Origin of the sequence: Streptomyces sp. NPDC057445 (assembly GCF_042802855.1) — a bacterium.
GTDB lineage: Bacteria > Actinomycetota > Actinomycetes > Streptomycetales > Streptomycetaceae > Streptomyces.
This window is the reverse complement of the sequence record NZ_JBHVDH010000013.1, coordinates 138,201-155,932: the sequence shown is the minus strand read 5'-3', so window position 1 is coordinate 155,932 and position 17,732 is coordinate 138,201. Positions and strand designations below refer to the sequence as shown.

Genomic DNA, 17,732 nt, shown 5'->3' with positions numbered 1-17,732 from the left:
CGCGGAGGCTCCCGCCTCGGTTCACGCCGTTCGGCCGGAACCGGACGCTGGTTGGGGTGCCGCGACGCCCCCCCCCTCAACGTCAATCGGATAGGTCATCCGGATCTGCTACGGTGACATCAAGCGGATAACTAATCCACATAGACGGAACGGGTCGCGCGATGAAGCAGACAGCGGTGGTCACAGCAGGAACAGCGGGAATCGGTTTGGAGACCGCCTTGGGGCTGGCCGCGGCAGGCCTCGCAGTCACCGTGGTCGGGCGCAACGCCGACCGCGGTGCCCGTGCGATCGAACGGATCAACGCCACGGCACCGGCACATCCCGCCCGGTTCCTGGCAACCGACCTCGCATCGCTCGACGCGGTCCGCGCTCTCGCCGACCGGATCGTCGCCGACGGTCCGCTGACCGTGCTGGTCAACAACGTCGGGGCGATGTTCCCGGACCGACAGGACTCGGCCGACGGGATCGAGGCGACATTCGCCGTCAACCACCTCTCGCCATATCTGCTGACCGAACTGCTGCTGCCCGCACTGCGAGCCGGTACGCCGAGCCGGATCGTGAACGTCACCTCGGGCGCGATCGGCGTCGCCAAGCGAGTCTTCGACGCCGTCGAGCCGCCCGGCGGCTACTACGGCTTCCACTGGTACGGCCGCGCCAAGCTCGCCAACCTCGCCTACACACTGGAGCTGGCCGGCCGGCTCGACGGCACGGGCGTGTCGGTCTTCGCAGCAGACCCCGGCGGCGCAGCGACCGACATGACCAACGGCACCATGAACGATCCGAAGATCGTCTCGCCGGGGCTGCGACTGTTCTGGCCGCTGGTCAGGCGGAAGTTCGAACGCTCGACCTCGGGCCCGGCGTCCGTGGCGGCCAAGCCCTCGATCTTCGCCGCGACCGATGCCTTGCTGACCGGCCGGACCGGCGTCGTCATCGGACCCCAGGCACTTCCGGTCGCCCCCTTCCGTTCGGCAACGGATCCCCGCATCGCCGAAGCCGTCCGCCACCTCAGTGAGAACCTCGCGCCACTCACGGCCGGGTGACGAGATCCGAAGGCAACGCGGATCGGGGGCAACTCCGTGCCGATCCTGCAGACGGGTGGCTCATCCGGTTCACGCACCACAGCAATACGGATGAGCCATCCAGTTAGACTTCTCCCATGACGACCACCCCCCTGCGCAAGGACGCCGCTCGCAACTGGGAACGGATCGTCGCCGTGGCCCGCGATCTCGTGGACGAAGGCACACCACTGCAGCTCAACGACGTCGCCCGCCGTGCCCAGTTGGGCGTTGGCACCGTCTACCGCCACTTCCCCACCGCCGAGGCGCTCCTTGAGACCGTCGCCACCCCCTGCCTGGAGGCACTCGCCGCCTACGGCGAGCAGGCGCTGGCCGACGACAACCCCTGGCGCGCCCTCACCGGCTTCCTGACCCGCACCGTCGAAGCGCAGGTCACCGATGCTTCCCTGTCCACGGTCACCGCCGCGCCCAGGGACGCCCTGCCGCGCACCACCGAACTGAAGCGGACGCTGTGGTCGGTCGGCGGACAGCTGCTCGATCGGGCCCGCGACGCCGGGGTCGTGCGCCCCGACCTGACCTCCGACGACCTGGTCCCGCTCATGTGCGGAATCGCCTACGCCGCGAACGTCCACAGCGTCCCCGCCACGCGCGTCGAGACCGCGCGCCGCTATCTGACCGCGCTGCTGGAAGGCCTCGAGGCCCGGTAGAGCGAGGCGACCGACGGCTGGCTGCCCGCGTTCCTGCCGACCTCGATGGTGGGCTTCTTCGCGATCTCCGGGACAGGGATGCCCTTGTCCTCGAGGGCTCGCTGCTAGGTTGCGCCGAGGATGCGCCGGATGCCGTCTTCGAAGCGCGCGGGGAAGGTGTCGTTGGCGAGGGCGGCCTGGGAATCGCGCAGTGCGGGATAGGGACCTGCCTCCACCGCCTCCCGGAAGCGGGCCTCGTCGATGTCGGTCATGGCCTGTTCTTCCTGGGTGAGGCCGAGGGTGAAGTAGACGAGGGCGTAAAGGGCGCGGGCTGATGCCTCCGCCGTGCTCTGGTGCTCCGCGAGAGACGCGAGCAGGGAGTCCGCGAAGCGCAAGGTATGCGGTTCCGCCGAGTATGTCCCGGTCACCAGGGCGGCTCCGTCGCGGTGCGAGAGCAGGGACTGCCGGTAGCGGCGCATCAGTTCCCTCACTCGCTCACCCGCCTCGCCGGGCAGGTTGTCGTACGCGATGGTGCCGGCGATGGCGTCGGCCATCAGTTCCAGCAGTCGACTCTTGGTCTTGACGTGCCACAGGACGGTGTTCATCCGTACACCGAGCCGGTCCGCGACGGCGCGCGTGGTCACGGCCTCCAGTCCCTCGTCGTCGAGGAGGCGCAGGGCCGCGTCCACGACGGTGGCGGGGGTCAGTCGGGCGCGGGGCGATGATCCGGTTTGCCTTTTGGTCACTGACCTAGTTTAGTCGGACGATGTAATTGGTCAACGACCAAGGAGGGGATCGTGGAAGAGATCGTCATCGTCGGGGCGGGGCCCACGGGCCTGTGGCTGGCAACGGAACTGCGGCTGCAGGGAACATCGGTAACCGTCCTGGAGGCCCGGAAGGAGCGCAGTCCGCACTCCAAAGCGCTCACCATCCATCCCCGGACCGTGGAGATCCTGGGGATGCGCGGACTCGCGGACGACTACATCAGCGCGGGCATGCCTCTGCCCTCCGGGCACTTCGGGGCCCTGGACGCCCGGATGGACTTCCGCGGCCTGGAGACGCCCTACCCCTTCACCCTGCTCCTGCCTCAGGCACGCACCGAGGAACTGCTGGAGGAGCACGCCCGTGCGCAGGGTGCGCAGATCCGCCGCGGGCACCGAGTGACGGACCTGGAGCAGGGAGCCGATTCCGTCCGCATCGAGGTGGAGGGCCCCGCAGGCCCGTACACGGTGGAGGCGCGCTACGTCGTGGGATGCGACGGCACCCGCAGCCGGGTCCGGGAAGCCTCAGGAATCGGCTTCCCCGGCACCGACACGGCGATCTGGGGATGGCTGGGTGACGTCGTCCTCGACCGGCCGCCCGCCGGCCCGGTCAGCACCTTCGGCCCGCAGGGCGGCGTGATGGCTGCGCCCATGCCGGACGGCCTGACCCGCTTCGTCGGGATCGCCCCGGAGGACCACCGGACCGACCACCCCGGCGAGCTGACCCTGCAGGAGGTGCGGACGAAGACGTTACGGGTCCTGGGCACCGATTTCGGTATGCGCGACCCCCGCTGGCTCTCCCGCTTCGGCAACGCCACCCGCCAGGCCGCTGCCTACCGCGAGGGCCGCGTCCTCCTCGCCGGCGACGCCGCACACATGCACTTCCCCACCGGGGGCGTGGGGCTGAACGTCGGCTTCCAGGACGCCACCAACCTCGGGTGGAAGCTCGCCGCCACCGTCCGCGGCACAGCCACTGCGGACCTGCTGGACACGTACCACACAGAGCGCCACCCCGTCGGTGCACGCCTGCTCGACTCCACCCGGGCACAGACGGCCCTCATGACCGCCTACTCCGTCGAAGGCCAGGCCCTGCGCACCTTCCTGGCCGACATGGTCCGCGAACTGCCCGACTTCTCCCGCACACTTGCCGAACGCGTCGGCGCCCTGGACGTCCGCTACCCACCGGCCGACCCGGCCACCGCACACCCGTTGACGGGAACCCGTGTACCGGACCTGGCCTTCGCGGACGGCACCAGCCTGTTCCCCCTGATGAGCGAGGGAAGGCATCTCCTGCTCGATCTCACCGGCGCCGACACCGCGCACGCGACGCCCGAAGGCCTCTCCCTTCCGCACGGGACTCACCGCCACGCCGCCCACCTGGCACAGCCGGAAGGGCGGTGGACCACTGTGAGAACCGTTCTGATCCGCCCCGACGGCCACATCACCTGGGCCCGCGACGACAGCAACTCCGCCACGTCGCCGATCAGGAGCCGCACGTCGGTGTGACCAGCGGCAGGTCACCTGCGCGCAGAGCATCGGCTCTCCTCGAGGATCCTCATCGTTCCCGTCACCTGCGGCCGGTTCACGCTGAGTCCGCAAGGCTCCGTGCGGCCGGGAGGCGCGAAAGGTGTAGCAGCCCAGGACGTTGAGGTGGTCTTCGGGAGCATCTTCTCGACCCTGCCGCGCAGCCGAGCCGACGACTTCGGCTCGCCGAGCGCTGAGCTTCTCCACGTTCAGCTCCGCCCGGACATCGGACCGCACCACCCGCTGAACCGACGCCGTTCCGGGGACCGACCCATCCGCATGGACGAACCGCCTATAGCGGCTGGAGTCGGCACCTCGGACACCGAGGGTGAGCGGACGACTATTTTCGGTCAGAGGTGCGATTCGTGGCGCCATGTACGAGATCGACCGAGGCCTGCCGGGCGAGCACTGTGCGGATCTTCTTGCCGCGAAGCCGGAACGTGTGTCATTCATCCGGAAGTTGCCTCGTTCTAGCGAAAGATTTGCCGATCCGGCGGGGATACTGCAAGAGAAACGACCGAAAGTGTTCTTTGCGTTTTGACTGTTGATCGGCCTGGCGGTGAAGGTCTGGTTCATGTCCCCCTCACCCCCCGTCGCATCCAGCGGTCTGCTGCGCATGCGCGACTTCCGTCTCCTGCTCGCCGGCGCCGCGGCCGGTCAGGTCGGCGCCCAGGTCACTCTGGTCGCGCTCCCGCTGGTGGCGGTTCTCGTGCTGAAGGCACCCGCGTTCCAGGTGGGACTGCTCACGGCTGCCGAGACCGCCGCGTTCCTCCTGATAGGGCTGCCTGCGGGCGCCTGGGTCGACCGGATGCGGAAACTCCCGCTGATGATCCGGTCCGATGCGGTGCGCGCCCTGGCCATGGCGAGCGTCCCGCTGGCCGCGGTCGCCGACGTACTGACGATGGCGCAGCTGTACGTCGTCGCTCTGGTCACCGGAGCGGCAACCGTCTTCTTCGACGTGGCCCATCAGAGCTACCTGCCCGAACTGCTGCCCAAGGAGCGGCTGATGGCGGGCAACGGGGCACTGGAGACGGTCCGCTCATCGGCACACGTCGCCGGCCCGGGGATCGGCGGTGGACTCGTACAAGTTCTCGGGGCCCATCTGGCGATCGTGGCCGACGCGATCGGCTACACCGTGTCCGCGCTCTTCCTGCTGGCCATGAAGCGGCCGCCCGAGAGTCGGCCCGAGCCTGTTCCGGGCGCGTCGCTGCGCAAGGACATCGGGGAAGGCCTCCGGTTCGTCCTCGGCCACCCCTTGCTGCGGGTCATCGCCGCAACGACCGGCCTCGGCAACTTCTTCACCGCGATGCTGATGGCCACTCAGACCATCTTCCTGGTACGGGTGATCGGCCTGCAGCCGGTCGCCATCGGTCTGATGCTCTCCGCGTCCGCCGTGGGCGGACTCGTCGGTGCACTGAGCGCCGCCACGCTCGCAGGCCGTCTCGGGCAGGCCCGCATCATCTGGCTCTCCGCGCTGGCAACCGGGCCGTTCGCACTCTTGTGGCCGCTGTCCGGACGGGGAGCCACCGCCGCCCTGTTCGCCATCGGCTCCGGCGTGGTCTCCTTCGGCGCCGTTGTCTACAACGTCGCCCAGGTCAGCTTCCGTCAGACGCTCTGCCCGCCCCGACTGCTCGGCCGGATGAACGCCACACTGCGCTTCCTTGTGTGGGGCACCCTGCCGCTCGGCGCGGTCGTGGGCGGCGCCGTCGCGGGCGCTTTCGGTCCGCGCGCCGCACTCTGGGCCTGCGCGATCGGCTTCCTCGTCGTACCGCTGCCGTTGCTGCTCTCGCCCCTGCGCCGCATGCGCGATCTGCCGGCCGCTCCGGACGACACGCAAGACCCGGAAGACCCGGCCACGCACGGCAACGGCAGCCACCCCGAGACCCTCGCCGTCGGCTGACTCCCAGCCCCCGTCACCCCTCCGGCCTGCCGGTCGTCTCTTGCTGCCGTCCCGCCCGAGCGGCATGACGCGGCGTCCGACGCGCGGCCATGACAGACACGACAGACAGGACAGAGAGGACAACGTGCACCTCAGCATCACAGGCCAGTACCTGGCTCGCTACCAACGCATCGCCGCCGACAACAGGGAATCCGACCTGCTGCCTGTCACCGGAGCTCAGCGGCGCTTCGTCCTGGTGCGTTCCCTGGACCCCGCCGGGCGGCCGGACCTCGTCCCGATGTTCTTCGCCTTCCGCCGCGGCACCGTGGACCCGGTACGGCTGCGGGCGGCCGCGAATCATCTGGCCGCCCGGCACCCGGTGCTGCGTGCCCGCCCGGAGGTGCTGCGCGGCACCCCCGCGCTTCGCCTGGCGGAGCCGGACGTACCGGTGGAGCGCCTCGTTCGCGCGCCCGGCGAGGACGCGGCCGGCGCCATGCGTCGAGCCCTGAGCGCCTGGACCACGCAGGGCTCGCCGCTGCGGCTCTACCTGGCCGAGGACGGACCGGATGCCGAGGAGGAAGTGCTCGCGGTCGTAATGGACCACACCGCCTGCGACGGCCAGTCGCTGGCGCGCATCGTCGAGGAGCTGAGCAGCGCCTACCACCACGGGATCGGCCCCGGAGAACTCGCGCCCGCCGACGCCGCCGCGGAACTGGCCGCCTACCGGGAAGCGGTTCAGATGCAGCTCGAGGCCGAGCGGTGCGCCGGGTCGGCCGCCGCGCTGGAGTACTGGGGCGGGCGGCTGCGCAACGTGCGCGAACGCGCTGCGCTGCCCGGGCCGCAGGATCCCGGCTCCGGCACGCTGCCCACCGGCGCGGCCGAACTGCGGCTGCCCACCGGCGCGGCCGAACTGCGGCTGCCCGCTCCGGCCTCCGGCGTACCGTTCCCCGCGCTGCTCGACGCCTGCCGGGCAATGGCCCGTGTCCTGTACGGGGCCGGTCATGTGTCACCGATCGGGTACCCGTGGGGCGGCCGCCCGGCCGCCGCGGCGCCGGTGGTCGGCTGCTTCCTCAACACCGTCGTCTTTCCCGCCGGGACCGATGAGGTCCCCGACGGCCCGAGCGGTGACGACCCCCTCGGCGCAGAGGCGACGGCCACCGATTGGTGGGACGATCTTGACCGGGCGGACACCCCCTTCGACGAAGTCGTGCACGCCGCCCGGTCGGCCGGGTCCCTGTGGTCGGGCCGACTCGACGGCCTGCTGACCGTCGACGACGCCCGTCGCCGTCCGCCGCTGAGCCTGGGCGGAGTGGTGGGCCGCGAGGTCCACATCGACGGCCGGCACGTGCGAGCCCCGTTCGCCGTGTCCGTCACCCACGGGCCGGAACTCCACATCCGCATGGTGTGGGACCGCCATGTGCACGACGACCGCACGGCCCAAGACGGGTTCGACGCCTTCCGCGCGGCCCTGCCCGCACCGGAGCGAGCCGACGTCACCGTCGGCTGAACACCGCAGTCGTACCCGGAAAACGGCCACCGTCGAGCCGCACTCGGCCCGCGCACCGCACACCCCTCGAGCCGCACAGCCACAGAACCGCCCCGAAACCACCGAGCACACACAGCACAGCACGGCCCGACCGCGCGATCCGCGGACCGGCCTGCGAACCCCGGGTGGGGAGCACAACCGTGCCCCTGCCCGCATCCGAAGAACCCGACCCGACAACCTCAGGGATCGCCCATGCTTCCCCTCTCCTCGTCGCAGGAGATCGTCTGGCTGCACGAACAAGTGCAGCCCGGCAGCCGCGCCTACAATTTCACCGCCTCACTCGACCTGTGGGGGACGCTGGACACCGAGGCCCTGCGCCGCGGACTCACCGCCGCCCTCGACCGTCACCCCGGACTCCGCCTGGAGCTCGTGGCCGTCCCCGGCGCGATGCCCGCCCAGCGGACCGCTGACGCCTGTGCACCCCGCCTGCGCAGCGTGGATCTGACCGGGGAGGCCGACCCGGAGGCCGCGTTCGCCGAGCTGCTGCGCACCGAGGCCGAGACCCCGCTCGACACCTATGAGGCGCCGCTGCTGCGCTGGACGCTGGCGCGGCTCGCCGACGACCAGCACCGGCTCATCCACGTCGAGCACCACCTGATCCACGACGGGCACTCCTTCGCGATCCTGCTGGGCGATGTCTTCACCGTGTACCGCGCCCATGTCCTCGGTGAGCCGGTCGCTCTGCCTCCCGCGACCTCGTACGTGGACCACGTACGTGCCCAGGCCGACGCCCGGGCCGACGACGTACGAGCCACGGCCCGGCAGGCGAGCCTCGATTACTGGGCCGACGAACTGCGCGGCGCCTCCTACGACATGCCGTTGCCGGGCCTGACCCGGCCCGGCGCCCGGCGCAGGCACCACGGCGGACAGCTGCGGCAGTCGATCGGCGCGGATCTGACCCAGCGGCTGCACGCCCACACCCGCGAGCGCGGCCTGACCCCGTTCTCCACGCTGCTCGGGCTTTTCGCGGAACTCCTGCGCCGGCACAGCGGCCGCTCCCAGATGGTCGTCGGCACCGCCGTCGGCAACCGCCCGCGGGGATTCGAGGACGCCGTGGGCATGTTCGTCAACACGATCCCGCTGCGGCTTCACCTGGACCCGAAGGCTCCGGCCGAGGACACCATGGACGAGGTGACCGACACCCTCATCCGGGCCCTGCCGCATCAGGAAGTGCCGGTGCAGGAGTTGACCCGCGCACTGGCCCTGCACACCTCCGGCGCGGACAACCCCCTGTTCAGCGTCATGTTCAGCGCGCACGACGCGGCACTGCCCGAGATCGAGGTGCCAGGCCTGGACATCACCCTGTTCGAAGGGTTCAACACCGGCACCACCCGATTCGACCTCGATGTCGTCCTGCTGCCCGACGACCGTCGTGGAGTGGGCCCCCGGCACGGGGCGCCCGGTATGACGCTGGTCTGGGACTACGACGACGATCTCTTCGGCGAGGACGTGGCGAAGCTGCTCGCCGGGCGCTTCCTGGGTCTGCTGCGCGCCTACCTGGACGCTCCCGCCACCGTGCTCGCCGACCTCGCCCTTCCGGCGACGGCCGGCGATCCCGCACCAGAACCGCACGCCGTCGCGCAGGGCCGGGACGTGCTCGACCCGGCCGCCGCCCACGACGCCTCGCTGCCCGCGCTGCTGATCGGGGCCCGCCGCCTCACCTACGGCGACCTCGACGAGCAGGTCACCTCACTCGCGCAGCGGATGCGGGACGCCGGTGTGACGGCCGGTCAGCCGGTCGCCGCCGTACTGCCGCGCGGCGCCGACTCGGTGGTGACACTGCTGGCCTGTCTGCGGACCGGAGCCGTGTACTGCCCGCTCTCACCGTCCGACCCCGTCTCCCGTCTGGAGCTGCTGCTCGAGCGGCTCGGCCCGGCGCTGGTGCTCACCTCCGCCGACGCGGGGGCGACGCTGCCCGCACACCTGCCGACAGCGCGGATCGACGCCGCGTCCTTCCCCGCCGCGCGACCGGCCGATGTGGTGGCCGGTGCGGCGTACATCATCCACACCTCGGGTTCGACCGGCATACCCAAGCCCGTCGCGGTGGGCCGGGCGGCCCTGGAGAACCATCTGACGGGCGCGGCCGACCGGTTCGGCCTGGCCGCCGGTGACCGGGTGCTGCTGTTCGCCCAGCCCTCGTTCGACGTGTCGCTCGAAGAGGTCCTGCCCTCGCTGTACGCCGGCGCCTGCCTCGTCGTGCCGGAGCGGGAAGTGCCCACCGGAGCAGAACTCGCCGAGCTGCTGGCCGCCGCCCGGGTCACCGTCGCCAACCTTCCGACCAGCTACTTCCTCGCCACCCGCGAGGAGTTGCGGCCGGTGCTGCGCGAGCGCCGCTGGGCACCGAGGCTGCTGGTGCTCGGCGGCGAGCGCATCCCGGCGGACGCGATGCGCGCCTTCCTCGCCGACACCGACGCCGCCGTGTTCAACGTCTACGGAGTGACCGAAGCGGCGATCAGCTCGACCGTGTACGAGATCACCCGTGAGAACCTCGCGGACGGGGCGGAAATCCCCCTGGGCACCGAACTGCCCGGCGAGCGGATCCACGTCCTGGACGCGGCGCTGCGTCCACTGCCGGCCGGTGCGGTCGGTGAACTGGCCATCGCGGGCGCCGGCCTGGCCGAGGGGTACGTCGGCAACCCGGAGGCCACCGCGGCCCGATTCGTACGGATCGAGGCACTGAACGGCGAGCGGGTCTATCTCACCGGCGACCTCGGCTACCGCGATCGCGACGGGCTGTTGCACTTCCTGGGGCGCCGCGACAACCAGATCAAACTGCGGGGCTACCGCATCGAACTGGAGGAGGTGGAGGCCGCGGCATCGGCCGTGCTCGGCGGACGTTCCTGCGCCGTCGTACTGGACCGGGAAGCGGTCGGCGGACCGCGCCTGGTCGGCTTCCTGGAGAACTCCGACGAACAGCAGCCGTGGGACGAGCAGGCGATGCACCTCGAACTGAGCCGGCGTCTGCCGGGTGCCCTCGTACCCGGCCGATGGGCGCGGCTGGATGCCATGCCGACACTGCCCGGCGGCAAGCCGAACCGAGTGGCGCTGGCCCGTCTGGCCGCCGCACTGGAGCCGACCGCACCGGCAGAGGAGAGCGCCACGGCCGCAACCGACCCCGCGGCATTCGCCGATCCCTCTCTGGCGCTGCTCGCCGAGGGCTGGCGCGAGGTGCTGGGCCACAACCGGTTCACCGATGCCTCCCACTTCTTCCGGACCGGCGGGCACTCGCTGCTCGCCGCGCAGCTGGCGGCCTGGCTGGAACCCCGTATCGGCGCACGGCCGCCGCTGCGGCTGCTCTTCCAGAACCCGGTCCTGTCCGACCAGGCGCGTGCCCTTGGCGCTTTCGCCACGCCGACCGCTGCTGCCCACACCGCTACGACCACGCCGACGGAGTCGTGATGACCGAGATGCCGAATGACACGCCGGCGGGGGCCACGCCGATGACCGGGCTCTCCGCCGAGCCGATGGCCGGGCAGACCTCCGAGCTGATGAACGGCCGTCAGGCCGCCCTGCCGAGCGTCGTGCATGGCACCCCCCTTCCCGAAGCCACCGCCGACGGAGTGCTCTCCCGCTACGAGGAATGGGTGCGCCGCAGTCCAGAGGCCCCCGCCGTGGTCGACGGGACGCGTACCTGGAGCTACCGGCAGCTGGACGAGGCGGCCGACGACGTCGTTCGCGCCCTGGGCGACCGGGTCCGCCCGGGCGACGTGGTCGGCGTCTGCCTCGACCGCTCGGCGGCGCTGGCCGTGACCGCGATCGCCCTCGCCCGGATCGGCGCGGTCTATCTCCCGCTGGGCCCCCGCCCCGGTGAGCGCCGCATCGACGCGGTCACCGAGGACGTCGCCGTGGTCTGCCTGATCGGGGACCCCACCGTGCTGCCCGCCCGCCATCAGGCCGCCGAGCAGATCGCGCTGCCGCTGCCGGGAGAGGGGACGAACGCCGCTCCTAAGGCCGTCGCGGCCTTCGCCCCTCCCGCTGCCGGTGCGCGCCCGGCTCCGCAGGAAGCCTTCTACGCCGTGCTGACCTCCGGCTCCACCGGGCGGCCGAAGGCCGTCGCCGTCGCGGAACCCGCTCTGTCCGCGCTGCTGGACTGGTACCGCACCGAGACCGGCCTGGCGCCCGGAGACCGGCAGTCACTGCTGATCGGCGTCGCGTTCGACCCGCACGTGATGGAGCTGTGGGCCGGTCTGACGTCCGGCGCGGCTCTGGTTCCCGCTCCGGACGCCGTTCGCTGGGACCCGGCCGAACTCACCGCGTGGTGGCGCGACGCCGCCGTGACGGTGTGCGTCGTGGCCACTCCGATGGCCGAACCGGTGCTGGACCGGGCCTGGCCCCAGGACCTGAAGCTGCGTCACCTCGTTGTCGGCGGCGACCGGATGCGGCGACGGCCCGGTGCGGATGTGACCGCCACGGTGCACAACGCGTACGGGCCTGCCGAGGCCACCGTCGTCACCACCACCCATGCCATGCGCGCCACGGACCACGACGCGGGCGACGGGACAGCGCCGTCGATCGGAACTCCGATCCCGGGCGCCACGGTCGTCGTCACCGCGGCGGACGGCCGTGTCGTCGCCCGCGGTGAGGCCGGCGAACTGTGCATCGGCGGCACTTGTCTGGCAGTCGGTTATCTGGACCCGGAGCTGACGGCACGGCGATTCACCGCCCCGCCCCCGGGAATCGACGCGGGGCGTACAGACCGCGTGTACCGCACCGGGGACCGGGTGCGGATGCTGGACGACGGCAGGCTGGAGTTCCTCGGCCGTCTCGACGATCAGGTGAAGATCAGCGGAGTACGGATCGAACCGGCCGAGGTGGAGGCCGCGCTCGAACAGAACCCGTCGGTGCGCGGCGCGGTGGTCACCGCGCCCCGTTCCGCCGACGGCAGCGCCCGCCTGGTGGCGTACGTCCTCGCAACCGACGGAACGAGTGCCGACGAGCTGCTGTCCGCCGTACGGGCCTGGCTGCCCGAGCAGGCCGTACCCTCGGCCGTGCGGATCCTGGACTCCTTCCCGCTCGACGCCAACGGCAAGGTCGACCGCGCCCGACTGCTGAAGCAAGCTGCGGCCCCCACGCAGCCGATCGCCGGAGACAGCGCCACTGCCGACACCGGCGATTCGCACGACGGCGCGACGGAGAGCGAGCGACTGGTCCTGCGGGCGGTGCGCGACCTGCTCGACAGCCCCCGCACCGAACTGAGCGACAACTTCACCGAGGCCGGCGGAACCTCGCTCGTCGCCTCACGCCTGCTGACCGTGATCGAGCAGGAGACCGGAGTGCGGCTGCGCGCACCGGAGTTGCTCCGCCAGCCAGACCTCCGGGCGGTCGCGGCCGTGCTCGACAAGCGCCGCGCCGCCGTCGGACCGGCGGTGGCCTGAGATGGCGACCGCCTTGGCGAACACCCCCGACCACTGGAAGGAAAGCCCCGTGCCGGTTGACCGCACACCGTCCGCGTACGCATCCGGCCTGCCCGCCCTGGTGGCACGGCACGCCGAGCAGACCCCGCAGGCCCTGGCCGTGATGGACGGCGACACCACGCTGACGTACGCGCAGCTGGTCACCTCCGCCCGCGCTCTGGCCGCACACCTGCACGACCATGGCGTCCGCCCCGGCGACCGGGTGGCGCTGCTGGTGCCACGCTCGGCCCGTACCCTCGTCGCGCAGCTCGCGCTGTGGTGGGCGGGCGCGGCGTGCGTGCCGCTCGACCCGGCGCACCCGCGTCCGCGTACCGAAGCGATGCTCGCCACCGCCGGGGCGACACTGACCGTCGGCGACAGCAAGCTGCTCGAATCCGCGGCCCCCACGGGCGCCACCCTGGCGCTGCCCGACGATCCGCTGCTGACCGGCGCGGAGCCGCCCGCGGTCGAGCCCGGCCAGAACGCGACGGCGCTCGTCCTGTTCACCTCAGGGTCCACCGGCCTCCCCAAGGGTGTGACGGTCACCCACGGCGGCATCGCCCAACTGGTCACCGCTCCGCAGTACGCCACCGTCACCGCCCGCGACCGGGTGCTCTTCCACTCGCCGACCACCTTCGACGCCTCGACCTTCGAGGTGTGGTCGGCCCTCGCCAACGGAGCCACCGTGGTGGTGTGCACCGTCGAGCGGCCCTCCTTCGAGGATCTGGCCCAGCAGGTGGAGCGGCACGGCGTGACCGTGGCGTTCTTCACCACGGCGCTGTTCCACCAGCTGGCCGCCCGCCGCTCCCGGGTGTTCTCGGTGCTCCGCACGGTGGTGGTGGGAGGCGAGGCGATGGCCGCCCAGCACGCCCGGGCGGTGCTGCGCGCGTTCCCCTGGCTGGAGTTGGTCAACGGCTACGGGCCGACGGAGACCACGACCTTCGCGACGGCGCACAGGGTCACCGATGCGGACTGCGACGGCCCGGTGCCGATCGGCCGCCCGATCGCCGGTGCCGTCACACACGTCCTGGACGGGACCGGGCAGCCGGTCACGCAGGGCGAACAGGGTGAACTGTGGATCGGCGGCAGCCGTCTGGCAGGCGGATACGCGGGACGGCCGGAGCTGACCGCCGAACGCTTCGTGGACCATGCGTCGCTGGGCCGCCTGTACCGCTCCGGCGACCTGGTCTCGGTGCGCCCGGACGGAGTTCTGGACTTCCACGGCCGCGTCGACGACCAGATCAAGGTCCGCGGGTTCCGCGTCGAGCCGGGCGAGGTCGAGCACATCCTGCGCGAGCAGGCCGAGGTGGACGACGCCGCCGTGACCGTGCGCCGGCCGGCAGCGGACGACGCCCGCCTGGCCGCCTTCGTCGTAGCCGCGCCCGGCCCGGTACCCCGTGCCGAGACGCTGAGGGCGCGGCTCGCCGAACAGCTGCCCGCCCATCTGGTCCCCGACGAGCTGACCCTCGTGGAGCGGCTGCCCCTGACGGTCTCCGGCAAGGTGGACCGGCGTGCGCTCACCGCTCTTCACGGCACCGCCGACGTCGAAGACGCCACCCAGGCGCTGACCCCGATCCAGCAGGCCGTCGCCGAGGTGTGGAGCCGCAGCCTGGGCTGCGAAGTGAACAGGCCGGACGCCGACTTCCTCGCCTGCGGCGGCCACTCCCTGCTCGCCCTGGTCGTCACGGACGACCTGCGCGAGGAGCTCGGAGTGGAACTGTCGCTGCCCGACTTCTTCGCCGCCCCGACGGTGGCCGGACAGGCCGCGCTCGTCGAGCGCGCCCTGCTGGCCGACCACGACGATCTCCACCCCGACGCACCGGAGGACACCGATGGCCACTGACAGCACCTCCGGCTCCGTCACGCTGCAGGAGGAACTGCTGCGCAGGGCCCGCGCCCGGGCCCGCGCCGGCACCCGTCCGGCCGCCCCGGTCCCGACAGCCGTGCACGCGCAGGGGCCCGCCCCGCTCTCCCACGCCCAGCGCCGGATGTGGCTGATGGACCGCCTCGGCCAGGGAGGGTCCCTCTACAGCGTGCCCTTCGCCACCCGGCTGCACGGGCCGGTCGACATGGACGCCTTCACCGTCGCACTCACCACACTCGTACGACGCCACGCCATCCTGCGCACCCGTTACGGTCAGCGCGGCGACGAGCCGTACCAGGAGACGCTCCCCCCGCCCGGCACGATCGCCGTGCCGGTGGTGGAGGTCGACGGCGACGGCGCGCAGGTGCTCGCCGAGGAGGCGCGCCGTCCGTTCGACCTGGCTGCGGGTCCCCTGCCGCGCGCCCTGGTGCTGCGGCACGGCCCCCAGGACCACACCGTGCTGCTGACCTTCCACCACATCACCATCGACGGCGGGTCGCTGGAGACCGTCGCCGACGAACTGACGCAGTTGTACGCAGCCGCCGTGGACGGTCGCCCTCACGAACAGCCCGAGCCGCCGCAGTACACGGACTACGCGCGCCGCGAGCACGCGGCGGCCGGCCGCCTCGATGCGGGACTGGGTCACTGGACGCGCCGGCTCGCCGGAGCCGTACCGCTGCGGCTGCCCCGGCCCGCGCACCCCTCCGCCGACCTGGGCGCGCGCCCGGCCGTCGCCCGCACCACGAAGCTGGACGCCTCGGTGCTGCCCGCACTGCGCGAGCTGGGCAGGCAGCACCGGGCCACCCTCTTCACGGTGTCCCTCGCCGCCGCCTTCGCCGCGCTGCATCGGTTCACCGGCGAGGACGACCTGGTCATCGGCTGCGCCGGCACCCACCGCGAGGGGGCGGCCATGCGCGGTCTCGTCGGACTGTGCGTCAATACCCTTCCGGTACGTGTGGACCTGTCCGGCGACCCGGGGTTCGGGAGCCTTGTGGACCGGGTCCGGGACGCGCTGCTGGAGGCCCAGGAGCACCGGGACGTTCCCTTCGACCTGATCCTGGAGCGGCTCGGCGCCGCCGCGCGGGACGCCGACGGCACGCCGCTGGTGCGGGTCACCGCGGACGTCCTGCGGGAGCCCACGGCGCTCCCGCTGCCCGGCACGGTCGCCGCGCCCGTCGAAGTCGGCCTCGGCGAAGCCAAGTTCGACCTGTCGTTCGGCCTCATGGACACCGAAGAGCCCGCCTGCCTGGTCCAGTACGGCCAGGCAGTGCTGGCGACGGAGGCGGGGGACCAGCTGGCGGACGCCTTCGCCGACCTGCTGGCCGCGGTCGCCGTCGACCCGGAACTGACACTGTCACGGCTGCCCGGCCGGCCGTGGGCGGTCCCGGCCGACGACGAGTGCCATCCGGCCGAGACCCGGCTGCGGATGCATCCGCAGGTGAGCGATGCGGCAGTCCCGCAGCCGACGACCGGACCGCTCATCGCCTATGCCGTTCTGCGGGAGACCGGGGGCCCCTCGCCCGCCCAGTTGCGGACCCACCTCCGGTCCGTCCTCGCCCGGGAACTCGTCCCGGCCGCGGTGGCACTGCTGGACGCGATACCGCGGAACGCCGACGGCACAGTGGACGCCGTCCGGCTGCCCGGCGCGGCATCAGCCTCCGCCCTGCACGGGGACCGTGCGCACGCGGTGACGGCGGCGTTCACCGCTTTGCTGGGCCGCACTCCGGCGCCGGACGACGACTTCTTCGTCCTCGGTGGCCACTCCCTGATCGCCGTGCAGCTTGCGGAGCGTTTGCGCACCGGGCTCAGGCTGCCGGTGACCGGTCTCGATGTGATGCAGAACCGGACACCGCGCGCGCTCGCCGCGCTGCTCGACGCGCGTGAGACGGAACGGGCGGCCGCGGCGGCCTCGACGCCTCCGCCGGTGTCACGTGGCCGGCGGGCACGCGAGGGCACCGTGCTGGTGACCGGCGGCACGGGCGGCGTGGGGGCGTTCCTCCTGCGCGAACTCGCCGCCCAGGGCAGGCCGGTGCTCGCCCTGGCCCGTCCGGAGTCGGCACACCTGGTGGCCGGGGACGGTGTGGACGTCGTCGAGGGTGATCTGACCGACCTGGACGGCCTGCGCGCCGCCGTGGAGAGTGCGGACGCGGTGATCCACGCCGCCTGCACCTTCACCCGTCCCGAGGTGGACGTGGCGGCGATGGAAGAGATGGTCGGCGCTTGGCGCGGCGGCCCGTTCGTCTTCGTCAGCAGCGTGGACGCCTACGGACGCCCCACGGAGCATCGGGTGGCCGAGGAGTCGGCCTCCCGACAGCCGTTGAGCGCCTACGGACAGGCGAAGCTCGACTGCGAACAGATGCTGATGCGGGCTGCCGGCACCGGGGGCCGGGGCGGGGCCAGCGTCGTACGCTCGCCCATCGTGTGGGGTCCGCACGACCGGCTGCGCGATCAGTTGCGCTGGGGCGCGACGGGGCTGCTCTATCAGGCTGCCCTTGCCGGAGAGCCGATCACCCTCCCACGGCCCGGCACGGCCGGGCGCGACTGGTACGGCGCCCCATGGGTCCACGCGGCTGCCCTGGCCCGTGCCGTGACCGCCTGCCTGGACACGCCCGTCCACGGTGTGGCCAACGCCCTGAGCGGTCACGTCGCGTGGCAGGACCTCGCCGCCGAGCTGCGTACGCTCCTCGCCGGCGACAGTGAGATCCGGCTCACCGAGCGGGTGCATCCGGATCTCGACCACTCCTGGCACTACCGCGCGGACCGGCTGGCCACCGCACTGCGCGAACAGCCCGGGGAGGACTGGCAGTCCGTACTCGCTGCGATGGTCGGCGCCTCCGAGGTCTGAGCGACCGGGACAGCGGGCCACGCGATCAGCCCTCGGCGCGGGCCGGGGGCTGATCGCGTCCTGTCCCCAAGAAGACGTCGCCGCGCAAGCCCGCCGCAAAGAAGCCGGCCGCGGCCAGGACCACCGCGGCGAAGAAGACGACGGCCCCGGGAAGACGACTGCGGGCTCCACCCGGCCTGGGGGCACGGTGGGGTCCCGGCCCACATCGCCGCCCCGCA

General features: G+C 72.1%; 11 protein-coding genes. 10 read left to right on the top strand and 1 reads right to left on the bottom strand.

Going from position 1 to position 17,732, the window contains the following annotated elements; all coding sequences use genetic code 11:
- Window positions 1-161 precede the first annotated feature (161 nt).
- A complete protein-coding gene (locus ACFU5O_RS25235; RefSeq protein ID WP_384244058.1) occupies window positions 162-1,040 on the top strand; it encodes an SDR family NAD(P)-dependent oxidoreductase in 879 nt (292 codons plus the stop codon).
- Between the two features lie 116 nt (window positions 1,041-1,156).
- A complete protein-coding gene (locus ACFU5O_RS25230) occupies window positions 1,157-1,723 on the top strand; it encodes a TetR/AcrR family transcriptional regulator (protein ID WP_384244056.1) in 567 nt (188 codons plus the stop codon).
- A 104-nt stretch (window positions 1,724-1,827) separates the two neighbouring features.
- Here ACFU5O_RS25230 and ACFU5O_RS25225 read toward each other — a convergent pair whose 3' ends face one another.
- Entirely contained in the window at window positions 1,828-2,448 is a 621-nt protein-coding gene (locus tag ACFU5O_RS25225) for a TetR/AcrR family transcriptional regulator C-terminal domain-containing protein (RefSeq protein WP_384244055.1), read from the bottom strand.
- 51 nt (window positions 2,449-2,499) lie between these two features.
- Here ACFU5O_RS25225 and ACFU5O_RS25220 point away from each other — a divergent pair, with 51 nt between their 5' ends.
- The 8 genes from ACFU5O_RS25220 (at window position 2,500) to ACFU5O_RS25185 (ending at window position 17,514) form a co-directional block, all read left to right on the top strand.
- Window positions 2,500-3,969, top strand: coding sequence for an FAD-dependent monooxygenase (locus ACFU5O_RS25220; protein ID WP_384244054.1), 1,470 nt, complete (start codon window positions 2,500-2,502; stop codon window positions 3,967-3,969).
- A gap of 391 nt (window positions 3,970-4,360) precedes the next feature.
- A complete protein-coding gene (locus ACFU5O_RS25215; RefSeq protein ID WP_384244053.1) occupies window positions 4,361-4,528 on the top strand; it encodes a hypothetical protein in 168 nt (55 codons plus the stop codon).
- A 33-nt stretch (window positions 4,529-4,561) separates the two neighbouring features.
- On the top strand, window positions 4,562-5,887 hold the full coding sequence (locus ACFU5O_RS25210; RefSeq protein WP_384244052.1) for an MFS transporter: 1,326 nt from the start codon (window positions 4,562-4,564) through the stop codon (window positions 5,885-5,887).
- A 124-nt stretch (window positions 5,888-6,011) separates the two neighbouring features.
- Entirely contained in the window at window positions 6,012-7,373 is a 1,362-nt protein-coding gene (locus ACFU5O_RS25205; protein WP_384244051.1) for a condensation domain-containing protein, read from the top strand.
- Window positions 7,374-7,604: 231 nt separating this feature from the next.
- The gene (locus ACFU5O_RS25200; protein WP_384244050.1) at window positions 7,605-10,811 is read left to right on the top strand and encodes an amino acid adenylation domain-containing protein; all 3,207 of its coding nucleotides are present in this window, start codon (window positions 7,605-7,607) and stop codon (window positions 10,809-10,811) included.
- The gene (locus ACFU5O_RS25195) at window positions 10,811-12,787 is read left to right on the top strand and encodes a non-ribosomal peptide synthetase (RefSeq protein ID WP_384244049.1); all 1,977 of its coding nucleotides are present in this window, start codon (window positions 10,811-10,813) and stop codon (window positions 12,785-12,787) included. The genes ACFU5O_RS25200 and ACFU5O_RS25195 overlap by 1 nt, the downstream gene beginning before the upstream one ends.
- Window positions 12,788-12,836: 49 nt before the next feature.
- Window positions 12,837-14,648, top strand: a complete 1,812-nt coding sequence (locus tag ACFU5O_RS25190) for an amino acid adenylation domain-containing protein (RefSeq protein ID WP_384244048.1) — start codon at window positions 12,837-12,839, stop codon at window positions 14,646-14,648.
- Entirely contained in the window at window positions 14,638-17,514 is a 2,877-nt protein-coding gene (locus ACFU5O_RS25185) for a condensation domain-containing protein (RefSeq protein WP_384244047.1), read from the top strand. Before ACFU5O_RS25190 ends, ACFU5O_RS25185 begins: the two co-directional genes overlap by 11 nt.
- The last annotated feature ends 218 nt before the right edge of the window (window positions 17,515-17,732 follow it).